This window comes from Polymorphospora sp. NPDC051019 (assembly GCF_040683055.1).
Classification (GTDB): Bacteria; Actinomycetota; Actinomycetes; order Mycobacteriales; family Micromonosporaceae; genus Polymorphospora; species Polymorphospora lycopeni.
Genome location: NZ_JBFBCH010000001.1, coordinates 392,915 through 404,490 on the forward strand (window position 1 = coordinate 392,915; position 11,576 = coordinate 404,490).

Annotated in this window: 11 protein-coding genes; 1 reads left to right on the top strand and 10 read right to left on the bottom strand. The window is 73.9% G+C overall.

Annotated elements, in window-relative coordinates:
- Positions 1-1,304, bottom strand: a 1,304-nt coding sequence (locus tag AB0M79_RS01675) for a M23 family metallopeptidase (RefSeq protein ID WP_364206748.1), incomplete at its 3' end; no start/stop codon positions are given.
- A 344-nt stretch (positions 1,305-1,648) separates the two neighbouring features.
- Between AB0M79_RS01675 and AB0M79_RS01680 the strand changes: the two genes are divergently transcribed.
- Positions 1,649-2,896 carry an MFS transporter gene (locus tag AB0M79_RS01680; RefSeq protein WP_364206750.1) on the top strand — a complete coding sequence of 416 codons (1,248 nt, stop codon included), beginning with the start codon at positions 1,649-1,651 and terminating at the stop codon, positions 2,894-2,896.
- Between the two features lie 15 nt (positions 2,897-2,911).
- Here the strand turns inward: AB0M79_RS01680 and AB0M79_RS01685 are convergent, their stop codons facing one another.
- The 9 genes from AB0M79_RS01685 to coxB are packed head-to-tail and all read right to left on the bottom strand — an operon-like array spanning position 2,912 to position 11,439.
- Positions 2,912-4,627, bottom strand: coding sequence for a ubiquinol-cytochrome c reductase cytochrome b subunit (locus tag AB0M79_RS01685; protein ID WP_364206752.1), 1,716 nt, complete (start codon positions 4,625-4,627; stop codon positions 2,912-2,914).
- Positions 4,624-5,454 (bottom strand): Rieske 2Fe-2S domain-containing protein, encoded by an 831-nt coding sequence (locus AB0M79_RS01690; protein WP_364206754.1) that lies wholly within the window; start codon positions 5,452-5,454, stop codon positions 4,624-4,626. Before AB0M79_RS01690 ends, AB0M79_RS01685 begins: the two co-directional genes overlap by 4 nt.
- Entirely contained in the window at positions 5,451-6,293 is an 843-nt protein-coding gene (locus AB0M79_RS01695; RefSeq protein WP_364206756.1) for a c-type cytochrome, read from the bottom strand. The genes AB0M79_RS01690 and AB0M79_RS01695 overlap by 4 nt, the downstream gene beginning before the upstream one ends.
- Positions 6,294-6,296: 3 nt before the next feature.
- Positions 6,297-6,680 (bottom strand): c-type cytochrome, encoded by a 384-nt coding sequence (locus AB0M79_RS01700; protein ID WP_357544013.1) that lies wholly within the window; start codon positions 6,678-6,680, stop codon positions 6,297-6,299.
- Positions 6,677-7,558 carry a cytochrome c oxidase assembly protein gene (locus AB0M79_RS01705; RefSeq protein WP_364206759.1) on the bottom strand — a complete coding sequence of 294 codons (882 nt, stop codon included), beginning with the start codon at positions 7,556-7,558 and terminating at the stop codon, positions 6,677-6,679. The genes AB0M79_RS01700 and AB0M79_RS01705 overlap by 4 nt, the downstream gene beginning before the upstream one ends.
- Positions 7,549-7,944, bottom strand: coding sequence for a hypothetical protein (locus tag AB0M79_RS01710; protein ID WP_357544011.1), 396 nt, complete (start codon positions 7,942-7,944; stop codon positions 7,549-7,551). The genes AB0M79_RS01705 and AB0M79_RS01710 overlap by 10 nt, the downstream gene beginning before the upstream one ends.
- Positions 7,944-8,564 carry a heme-copper oxidase subunit III gene (locus tag AB0M79_RS01715; RefSeq protein WP_357544010.1) on the bottom strand — a complete coding sequence of 207 codons (621 nt, stop codon included), beginning with the start codon at positions 8,562-8,564 and terminating at the stop codon, positions 7,944-7,946. The genes AB0M79_RS01710 and AB0M79_RS01715 overlap by 1 nt, the downstream gene beginning before the upstream one ends.
- Positions 8,561-10,468 carry a cytochrome c oxidase subunit I gene (gene ctaD / locus AB0M79_RS01720; protein WP_364206761.1) on the bottom strand — a complete coding sequence of 636 codons (1,908 nt, stop codon included), beginning with the start codon at positions 10,466-10,468 and terminating at the stop codon, positions 8,561-8,563. The genes AB0M79_RS01715 and ctaD overlap by 4 nt, the downstream gene beginning before the upstream one ends.
- Positions 10,469-10,479: 11 nt before the next feature.
- Complete coding sequence (gene coxB, locus AB0M79_RS01725) at positions 10,480-11,439, bottom strand: cytochrome c oxidase subunit II (protein WP_364206763.1); 960 nt, start codon at positions 11,437-11,439, stop codon at positions 10,480-10,482.
- Positions 11,440-11,576 lie beyond the last annotated feature (137 nt).

The window sequence follows — 11,576 nt, forward strand, 5'->3', positions numbered from 1 at the left end:
CGCCAGCCGTTGTTGCTCGCCGCCTCGTGCACCATGCCGCCGACGACCGTGTAGACGTGCTTGACCCCACCCACGTTCAACGCCGCCAGCGCGCTCCCGCTCACCCCGCCGATCCCGGAGTTGAGGTTGCGCCAGCCGTTGTTGCTCGCCGCCTCGTGCACCATGCCGCCGACGACCGTGTAGACGTGCTTGACCCCACCCACGTTCAACGCCGCCAGCGCGCTCGCGCTCACGCCGGAGATCCCGGAGTTCAGGTTGCGCCAGCCGTTCGCGCTGGACGCCTCGTGCACCGTCCCGCCGGCGACCGTGTAGACGTACTTGACGCCGTTCACGTTGATCGCGGCGAGCGCGTTGCCGCTGACGCCGGAGATCCCGGTCCACAGGTTGCGCCAGCCGTTGGCGCTGGACGCCTCGTAGACGTTTCCGCCGGCGACGGTGTAGACGTACTTGACGCCGTCGACCGTGATCGCGGCCAGGGCGTTGCCGCTGACGCCGGAGATGCCGGTCCACAGGTTGCGCCAGCCGGTGTTGCTGGCCGCCTCGTAGACGTTGCCGTTGTTGACGGTGTAGATCAGCTTCGTGCCGCCGAGGGTGATGGCGGCGGTCGCCGACCCGGTGACCGAGCCGGCGCTGCCGCTGACCGGCAGGGGCCGCCAGCCGGCGTTGCTGGCCGCCTCCCAGACCTGGCGGGCCGTGCTGCCGCAGTTGTTGCTCGTGACGTTGCGGGGCGCCGAGACGGGGCCGGAGACGTACAGCGGTCCGGTGTGCGGGCTGCCGTCGGAGGTGATGCCGGAGGGGACCCCGTTGAACCACGCCTCGCTGCGGACCCCGTCGCGGATCTGCTCGTAGTGCAGGTGCGGGCCGGTCGAGTTGCCGGTGCTGCCGACCCGGCCGATCCCCTGGCCGGTCGCCACCCACTGGCCGGCGGCGACCGGCGGCCGCTCGATCATGTGCATGTAGCGGGTCTGCCAGCCGCCGCCGTGGTCGATCACGACGTGCCAGCCGGCGCTGCTGCCCCAGCCGGCGAAGGTGACCGTGCCGCCGTACGAGGCGAGGATCGGCCGGCCGCTGCTGCCGCCTCCGGTGAAGGTCATGTCGATGTCGTAGTCGTCGTGGCCGTAGTAGGTGGCGAGCCGCCAGGTCTCACCGCAGGGGAACGGGAGCTGGAAGTGGGGTTGCGGGCCGGCGGCGTGGGCCGGGGTGGCGACGACCGCGGTGGCGGCCACGGCGGCGAGCGCCGACGTGGCGGCGGTGGCGAGGGCCAGGAACGCGGCGGCGAGGGTACGGGCGGGCTTGCTCGTCATGGAGGGGGTCCTTCGGACGGAGCGACAGGGCCAGAGATGGATGTTGATGTTACTGTCGCTCGTCCGGTCTCCGGGCCGCCCGGCGTGCCGGGTCGGGCGGGCCACCCGCCACCCGCCGGCCGCCGGCCGCCGTAGGGACGGGGTATCGCTGTTTTGCCCCACAGCGAATTCGCTGTGGTTACGCCGAATTCGCTGTGGACCCCGACACCAACCTGCCCCGGGATCCGCGCCCGACGGCGACGTCCGCGCGGAACACCCCGGGCTCAGGTCGGCTCGTCCGGCGTGGACGGTGTCGTGCACACCGCGCTTGACCTCAACCCGGGTTCAGGTACGAAGGTGCACCGGTGACCGCACCCGGCAGGCTCCTCCCCGAGGGCTACCGCACCGTGTTGAGCGACCCCGGATTCCGGCGGCTCGCCACGGCCGCCCTCGTCTCCTTCCTCGGTGACGGCCTGTCCGTCGTGGCGCTGGTCTGGGTGGCACTCACCCTCGCCCCGCCCGGCACCGAGGGGCTGGTCGTCGGAGCGGCCGTCGCGGCGTACGCGCTGCCGGCCGCGGTCGGCGCGGTCCTGCTCGCCCCCTGGCTCAGTCGGCTGGACGCCCGGCGGCTGGTCAGCCTCAGCGCGAGCCTGCGCGCGGTGGCCCTGGGCACCGTCGCGGTCCTGCACCTCGCCGGCGGTCTCGGGGTGGCCGGCTACATCGGGCTGCTCGCCGTCTCGTCCGTACTCGGAGCCTGGGGGAACGCCGGGCTCTACACCATCGTCAGCCGGCTGTTCGACGCCGGCCGCCGGCTGCCCGCCAACTCGCTGGTGAGCACCGCCCAGCAGGTCAGCATCGTCGTCGGCCCGGCGCTGGCGGGCGTACTCGTCGGATTCGTGGACGCCGCCGTCGTACTCGGCCTGGACGCTCTCACGTGGGCTTTCCTCGGCGTCCAGGTCCTGCGGATCAACCTTCCCGACACGGCGGCGGCATCCGGGCGGCCACGGCTTTCCACCGGTTTCCGGCTCCTCGCCCGGCGCCCGCACCTCGCCGGCCTGCTGGCGGTCACCGCGGGGTTCGTCTTCCTCTACGGTCCGGTCGAGGTCGCGCTCCCGCTCTACGTCACCCACGACCTGCACGGGTCCGCCGGCCTGCTCGGCGCGTACTGGGCGGTCTTCGGGGTCGGGGCCGTCGTCGGCGGGCTGCTGGGCGGGATGCTGCGTACGACGCGACAGTGGCCGCTGGTCGTCGCCGTCATCGCGGGGTGGGGCCTCACGCTGATCCCGTTCGGCTTCCTCGACGCGGCGGCGCCGACCCTGGCGCTGTTCGCCCTCGGCGGGCTCGCCTACGGCCCGTTCCCCGCCTTCACCCTGGCCCTGTTCCAGAACGCCACCGACCCGGCCGACCTGCCCGCGCTGCTGGCCGCCCGCGGCGCGATCACGATGACCGTCATGCCGGCCGGTGCCGCGGTGGGCGGTCCGCTCGCCGCCGTGCTGGGTGCCGCCGGCACGCTGCTCGTCTCGGGGGTCGCCACGCTGGCGCTCGCCGTGGTCACCGCCGCCGTGCTGGTCGCGGCGGTCCGGCCGGCGAGGCGCCGGGTGGTCCGGGCCTAGCGTCGTGCCGGGCGCTCAGCCGCGCCGGTCGCGGCCCCGTCCGCCGCGCCCGCGGCGTAGCGCCGCCGCCAGCAGGGCGCCCCACGCCACGCGTCTCCCCCACCGGCGCAGCCCGGACCGCACCGGGGCGGACCGACCGACCGGCCCCGGTCCGGGTACCCGTACCGTCCGCACGCCGGGGTAGGCGGTCCGGGCGGCCGTCGTGGCCGCCGCCTCGGACGTGGCGGCGCGGTTGCCGGTCAGGACGACGCCGCCGTCCGCCGCGTGGTACCGCCACCTCCAGACACCCCGCTCCGGCCACACCTCGACCCGCTCCCCCGGCTCCCGCCCGGTGGCCTTCTCGGCAGGCGCTGACACGGGCGGCGGCGCGGGCGCCGTACGGCGGCGGGTGGCCGCCCGCCGCAGTTCGGCCCGGGTCAGGTCGCCGAACCCGGCCGCGTCGCCACCGCGCAGCGCCCGCGTGACCAGGTAGGCGACCAGTCCCGCGACCACCGGCAGGACGAGGACCGACACCCGCAGCACCGTCACCACGTCGGCCAGCGGCACCCGCAGCAGCCGGGCGATGATCTCGTCGGCGCCGGCGAGCACCAGCAGCGTGAAGAAGACGATCGCGCCGACGCCGACGCCGAGCCGTACCGGGTGCCGGCGGGGCGGGTCGAGCAACTGGTGCGGCAGTTCGTCGCGGCTGAACCGCCGTTCCAGGAACGGCCAGGCGTACAGGACGGCGAAGGTCAGGCCGCCGAGCACGACGCCGGGGAAGAACGGCGCCGGTACGAGGTGGCCGAAGATCCGGAACTCCACCGGCGGGAAGAGGCGCAGGGCGCCGTCGGCCCAGGCGACGTACCAGTCGGGCTGGGCGGGCGAGGTGGCCTGGGACGGTTCGAACGGGCCGTACAGCCAGACCGGGTTGATCTGGGCGAGCCCGCCCAGCGCGAACAGCACCGCCAGCACCCAGGCGAAGAGCGCGAGCGTACGCAGGGTGTAGCCGGGCCAGAAGCGGGAGCCGACGACGTTGTGCTCGGTGCGGCCCGGGCCGGGGAACTGGCTGTGCTTCTGCCGCACCAGGATCGCCAGGTGGATCGAGACCAGGGCGACGAGGATGCCGGGGACCAGCAGGACGTGGCTGACGAACATCCGCGGGATCATCTCGTCGGACGGGAACTCGCCGCCGAAGGCGAGGAACGCCGCCCAGGCGCCGACGACCGGGATCGACTCGACCACCGAGTAGATGATCCGCAGTCCGGTGCCGGAGAGCAGGTCGTCCGGCAGCGAGTAGCCGGTGAAGCCGTTGAGCAGGGCGAGCGCGAGCATGGTGACGCCGACCAGCCAGTTGATCTCGCGGGGCCGGCGGAACGCGCCGGTGAAGAAGATGCGCAGCAGGTGCAGCACGATCGCGCCGACGAAGACCAGCGCCGCCCAGTGGTGGGTCTGCCGGACCAGCAGCCCGGCCCGTACGTCGAAGCTCAGCCGCACGGTCGACGCGTACGCGGCCGAGGTGGTGGTGCCGTCGAGCGGGGCGTAGCCGCCCTCGTAGACCCGGTCGGCGGTGCTCGCCTCGAAGAAGAACGTCAGGTAGACGCCGGTGAGGATCAGCGCGACGAACGCGTAGAGGGCGATCTCGCCGAGCATGAACGACCAGTGGTCCGGAAAGACCTTGGCCAGGGCCCGCCGGGCGACCGGTGAGACCCGCAGCCGGTCGTCGAGCCCGCGCACGAACCGGCCGACGATCACGGCCGGCCCCAGTAGCCGGCGCCGGGCGGGGACGTGAAGTCGCCGGTGGCGCGCAGGAAGCCGTCCGGGTCGACCTCGACGGGCAGGCCGGGTAGCGCGCGGGCGGCCGGCCCACTGACCGGGCGGGCGGCGGCGAGCAGGTCGAACGACGACTGGTGGCAGGGGCACAGCACCCGGCCGGTGCCGTTGAGGTAGAGGCGGACCGGGCAGCCGGCGTGGGTGCACAGCATCGAGTAGACGACCAGGCCGTCGAGGTCGCCGGCGGGCGGCGGCCGGGAGAAGCGGCGCGGGTCGAGGCGTACGGCGAACGCCGGCCCGTCACCGGTGTCGACGTGCCCCTCGGGGAAGACGCCGACGATGGTGCCGGCCGGTACGTCGGCGGGGCGCAGCGGCCGCCCGTCGGTGTCGACGAGCCGGACGCCGGCCTCCCACGGGGTGTCGCGCAGCGCCTGCTGCGGCCGGGTCCGGTCGTACGGCAGCAGTGAGCGCAGCGGGAAGAGCGCGGCCGCGCCGATCGCGGTGACCGCGAGGCCGAGCAGGGCGAGCAGCCCGCGCCGGCGGGGCGGACTGTCCGGGGTGGTCAGTGCGGCGGCGGCGAGGGCCCGCTCCTGCGGCGGCGGGCTGAACGACTCGTGCTCCTCGACGTGGCCGCCGGTCGGGATCAGCCGGCGGGCCCAGATCGCCAGCCCCAGGGCCAGCCCGGTGAAGGCGACGGCGAGGCTGACGCCTTCCCAGCGGGTGTTCCCGCCGAGCGCGTACGTCGTCGCGAAGCCGACCGCGCCCAGGGTGCTGACCAGGAACGCGGCGCCGATCCGGCGGGCGGTCACCGGTCGGCCCTCGTGCCGAGCCAGCGGACGGCGAGCACCAGCAGGCTCAGCCCGATCAGCCAGGCGACCAGGCCCTCGGCGGCCGGCCCGAGCCGGCCCAGCGGGTTGCCGCCGACGTCGAGCCGCTCGCTCTGGAGCAGGCGTACGTAGCTGGTCAGGTCGTCGACCTGCCGGTCGGTGAGCACCTCGGCGGGGAAGGCGGGCATCGGTCCGGGACCGACCCGGACCGCCTCGGCGATCTGCACCGCCGTCGCCTCGTACAGCGGTGGTGCCACCAGTCCGTTGGTCAGGTCGGTGCCGGAGCCGGTGGCGGAGTGGCACGGCGCGCAGTTGGCGGCGAAGATCTGCCGGCCGGCGGCGACGTCGCCCGGTGCGGGGTCCGGGATCCGCGGCCCGCCGCCGCCGAAGCTGGCGACGTGGTCGACCAGGGCGGCGATCTCGGCGGCGGAGAAGACCGGCTCGTGCCGGGTCGGCTGCTGTCGCTCGTCTTTCAGCGGCATCCGGCCGGTGCCCAACTGGAAGTCGACCGAGGCCGGGCCGACGCCGACCAGCGACGGCCCGCGCTGGGTGCCCTGCCCCTGCACCCCGTGGCAGCTGGCGCAGGTGCGCAGGTAGAGGTCGGCGCCGTCGGGTGCCGGGGTACCGGTCGGTGCCGGCGCTCTGGCGCCCGGCGGGACCGCCGCCGGAGCCATCGCGGCCGGCCGGACCGCCGCGGGCGCCGGCGTGATCGCGGCGGGAGCCGTCGTGCTGGGCGTGATCGCGGCGGGGCCGAGGGCGAGCAGGGCCACCGCCGCGACGGCCAGGGCCCGGCGCCGGTTCCCGCGCTGCGGCATCTCCATCGCTCAGTCCAGGGTGTGCAGGTAGGCGGCGATGTCCTCGGCGTCGATCGGGTCGACGCCGAGGTTCGGCATGGCCGTGCCCGGCTCGACCGACTGCGGGTCGGTGATCCAGCGTTTCAGGTTCTCGGCGCTGTTCGGCAGTTCGCCGGCGATGTACGACCGGGCGCCGAACCGGGTCAGCGGCGGTCCGACGAGACCGTCCGCCCCGTCGATGCCGGGGATGGTGTGGCAGGAGCCGCAGCCGTACCGGGCGATGAGTTCGGCGCCCCGTTCGGGGTGGCCGCTGTCCGGCCGGGACACCGGTGGCGGCGTCGTACGGCCGCAGCCGGGCACGGCGGCGACGATCGGCAGTACGGCCAGCAGCGGCCACAGGATCCGGTTGTTCAACGGACTGCCCCTTCGGTCGGTGCCCCGGGCGCGGCGACCCGGTCGTCGGCCGGCACCGGTGGGTCGCCGTCCGGGCGGGCGAGCCAGCGCAGCAGTCCGGCCAGCGCCGCGACCAGCAGGACGACGTCCATCGGCACCCACATCAGCAGGCCGGCGAGTTGCTGGTCGGCCAGCGGGTCGGCGCCGTACACGGTCGCCGGGTAGACCGGTCGGGTGGCGAAGGTGAGCACGGCGCCGAGTGCGGTGGCCGGCAGCATGGTGGTGACGAGCAGCAGCGTCCCGACCGGGGCCGGCGGCCGGTGCCGGGGCGGGCCGACCACCGGTGTCCAGAGCAGCCAGGCCGCGAAGACGAAGCACAGGTGCTCGACGCCGTGCAGGACGGGGTGTTCGAGGGCGGCGACGTACGGGACCGGCAGGTGCCAGACCCACAGCACCAGCAGTTGCCCGGCGCCGGCCAGCGACGCGTACACCACCGGGCGGCGCAGCGACCGGACGGCGGGGGCCGCCCGCCACCGGGCGAGCCGGCGGCGCAGCCGCAGCGGGGTGGCGAGGCTCAGCGGCAGGCCGGCGCCGCCGGCGGCGAGCAGCGGGCCGGCCACCAGCAGCAGCACCATGTGCTGGGTCATGTGCCCGGCGAGCGAGCCGTTGGCGAGGTCGTCGAGCAGCCCGCCCTCGATCGCGAGCACGATCAGGGCGCCGCCGGCGAAGGCCGCGGCCCGCCGGACCGGCACGATCCGGCCGGTGCCGTGCCGGGACCACAGTTCGTGGACGCCGCGGCCGTAGCCGGCGACGGCGAGGCAGACGAGGCTGACGACCAGGGTCGACAGCAGGCCGCCGGCGACGGCGGCGGGGGCGGGGTCCGCGGCGGTCAGTGGCATGACGGCAGCACCAGCACGGCGATCCCGCCGAGCACGATGATGGCGAGGAAGAGCAGGTTGCCCCAGATCCCGAGCAGGGCGAGCATCCGGGCGCGGGCGAACCGCGGGTCGCCGCCGGCCCGGGCCGGCCGGCCGGTGCGGCGCCAGGTCAGTACGGCGGCCAGCAACGCGCCGACGGTGACCAGGGCGGGCACGACGACGGCCAGCCCGATGACGGCGCGCGGTGGGAGGCCGGCGACGCGGTGGATGCCGGCGGCGCAGGTGAGTTCGTCGACGCCCCACCCGACGAACAGGTGGACCGCCCAGGCGACCGCGCCGCCGAGGACGCCGTACCAGGCGAGCAGTCCGCCGGCGAGGCGGGCGCGGTGACCGGGTGCCGCGCTCATCACAGCCGGGGCGAGAGGTAGATGGTGAACAGGATGCCGAGCCAGACGATGTCGACGAAGTGCCAGTAGATGGCGACGTTGCGGACCCGGTCGTCGCGTCGGGCGTCGAGGCCGCCGCGGGTGGTGGTGAGCGCCCAGGCGATCATCGTCGCGCCGATCAGGACGTGCAGTCCGTGGAAGCCGGTGATCACGTAGAACAGCGACCCGTAGGCGTTGGTGGTGAGGGTGAACTCGGTGAGCAGTTCGGCGTATTCGGTGGCCTGCAACGCCAGGAACGTCAGGCCGAGCAGCATGCTGGCGGTCAGTCCGGCGCGTACCCGCCAGAGCTGGCCGCGGCGCAGGCCGCGTTCGGCCCAGAGCATCGGCAGGCTGCTGGGGACCAGTACGGCGGTCATCACCAGCGGGCGCAGCAGCGCCGGGTCGGGGATGTCCCCCGGCGGCCATTGTGGACCGTACTGGAAGCGCAGGTAGAAGTAGCTGCCGAGCAGGCAGGCGAACAGGGTCGCCTCGGTGGTGACGAACAGCACCATGCCCCACCAGCCGGTGGAGCGGCCGACCGGCAGCTCGGTGCTGAGCGCTTCCGGGCTGGTCGTCGCCGTGATCCCACCGGGCGGGGTCATGTGCGGGCCTCCGGGCGGCGGCCGGGCCAGAGCCAGGCGGCGACGGTGCCGGCGACGACGGCCACCGCGGCGGCGGCGACCGGATACCAGGCGAAGAGCAGCGAGACGAAGAGGGCGAGCAGGGCGAGGGCGAGGACGAGCGGCTTCACGCTCGCCTCCGGCATCTCCACCGGGCGCTCGTACCGGCCGTCCAGTTCGCTGGTGAGCGGGGTGCGGCGGCCCTCGCTGAGGACGCGGTCCGCGGTCGCGCCCGGCCCGGTCGACTCCGCGGTGCGCGCGTCCCAGGTCGGGTGCAGGCTGTGCACCCGGGGAACCACCGGGAAGTTGTACGCCGGCGGCGGCGAGTCGGTCGACCACTCCAGGGTGTCGCCGCCCCACGGGTCGGGTGGCGCCGGCCGGCCGCGCCGTATCGCGTGCACCACCCCGACCACGACGACCAGGAACCCGACCGCCAGCACGTACGCCCCGACGGTGCTGACCAGGTTCCAGCCGTCCCACTCCAGGCCGGCCGGGTACGTGTAGACGCGGCGCGGCATGCCGAAGAGCCCGTACAGGTGCATGGGGAAGAAGGTGATGTGCATGCCGGCGAAGACGAGCCAGAACGCCCAGCGGCCGAGCCGTTCGGCGTACATCCGGCCGGTGATCTTCGGTAGCCAGTGGTAGATGCCGGCGAGGATCGGGAAGACCGCGCCGCCGACGAGGACGTAGTGGAAGTGCGCCACGACGAAGTAGGAGTCGGTGACCTGCTGGTCGAAGGCGGTCAGCGCGAACATGGCGCCGGTGACGCCGCCGAGTACGAAGGTGATGATGAACCCGATCACGAACAGCAGCGGGGTCCGCAGCACCAGCCGGCCGAGCAGCATGGTGGCCAGCCAGGCGAAGATCTGGATGCCGGACGGGATGGTGATGATGCTGCTGGCGGCGCTGAAGAAGCCGTACGACACCTGGGGCAGCCCGACGGCGAACATGTGGTGCGCCCAGACGCCGAACGAGATGATCGCGATCGCGACGATGGCGAGGACGATCAGCGGGTAGCCGACCACGCCACGGCGGGTGAAGGCGGGCAGGACGGCGGAGACGATGCCCAGGCCGGGCATGACGATGATGTAGACGTCCGGATGACCGAAGATCCAGAACAGGTGCTGCCAGAGCAGCACGTTGCCGCCGGCGGCCGGGTCGAAGAAGCCGGCGCCGAAGCGGCGGTCGAGGAAGAGCATGGCGTTGTCGAGGTTCAGCGCCGGCAGCGCGAAGATGACCATGAAGGCGGTGGCCACGATCGCCCAGACGAACAGCGGCAGCCGGTTGAGCGACATGCCGGGGGCGCGCATCTTCAGCGCGGTGACGATGAAGTTGATCGCGCCGGCGGTGGTCGAGACGCCGAGGAAGAGCAGGCCGAGGGCGTAGACGTCGAGGTGCAGGCCGGGGGTCGCCTGCCCGCCGGTCAGCGGCACGTACGCGAACCAGCCGCCGTTGGGGGCGGCGCCGAACGGCAGGCTCGCCCACATGAAGATGCCGGCGAAGAGGAAGACCCAGTAGCCGAAGGCGTTCAGCCTGGGGAAGGCCATGTCCCGCGAGCCGATCATCAGCGGGACGAGGAAGTTGCCGAAGCCGAACAGCATCGGGGTGGCGAACAGGAAGATCATCGCCGTGCCGTGCATGGTGAAGAGCTGGTTGTACTGCTCCGGCGACAGCAGGTCGCCGCCGGGGTTGGCGAGTTGCGTTCGCATCAGCAGGGCGCTGATGCCGGCCAGCGCGAAGAACACGGCGGCGGTCACCAGGTAGCGGCGGCCGATCCGCTTGTGGTCGACGGTGGTGAGGAAGGACCGCAGCGACGGCCGCTCGGCCCAGTTCGCATCGAGGCGGTCGAGGTCCGCCCGGTCGGCGCCCGGCGCCGGTGTGTCCACTATCGACATGGTCAGCCCAGGGACCGCAGGTAGGCGATGAGGTCGGGCAGCCGTGCGGCGTCGACCGGTTGCGGCGGCATCTGGTTGCCGGGCTTGACCGTCTGCGGGTTGGCGATCCAGCCGCCGAGGTGGCCGGCGTCGTTCGGGACGGCGCCGGCGCCGATGCTCCAGCGGGAGCCGACGTCGGACAGGTCGGGACCGACCCGGCCCTGCGCGCCGGTGCCGCGTACGGTGTGGCAGGCCGCGCAGGTGCCCTGGACGAAGGCCTGCTGCCCGCGCCGTTCGGCGTCGGTGCTCGGCGCCCGGGCGGGTGCCGCCAACCGGGCCAGCCGGGCGTCGAACTCGGGCCGGGGCACCGCGATGACCATGAGGGCCATGTGGGCGTGCTGCAACCCGCAGTACTCGGCGCACTGCCCCCGGTACTGCCCGGCCCGGTCGGCGTGCAGCCAGGTCTCGCGGGTCTCGCCGGCGATCAGGTCGGTCTTCGGCATCAACTGCGGGACCCAGAAGCTGTGCAGTACGTCGGCGGTGCGCAGCCGGACCCGGACCCGCTCGCCGACCGGGATGTGGATCTCGTTGGCGGTGGCGCCGGCGACGCCCTCGTAGCGCACCTCCCACCACCACTGGTGCCCGGTCACCTCGACCGTCGGGGCGTCGCGGCCGGGGTCGGTGCCCAGTGCGGCGAGGTCGCGCAGGCTGACGCCGTACACGGCGACCAGGATCACCAGCGGCAGTCCGGCACCGGCGATCGTGACGAACCGCAGCGGCTGGCTGTGCCGGACCCGGGTCCGGCCGCCCCGGCGGAAGATCAGCGCCCAGGCGAGCAGCGCCATGACCTCGACGAAGACGACCACGGAGATCCAGAACAGCAGCCACCACAGGCCCTCGACGCGCTGCGCCCCGGCGCCCGCCGGATCGAGTGCCGAGGGCGCCTGCCCCGCACAGCCGGCGAGCGGGACGAGGGTCACCACCGTTGCCGCCCGCCCCGTCCGGCGCCGGCGGTCCGGCCCGGTTCGGGGTCTGCGTGCTGCCTCGGTCGTGTCCACCAGCACGGACAGTAGCCAGTACCGCCACTTTGCGTCCCGATATGGCGGATAAACGGTTTGGC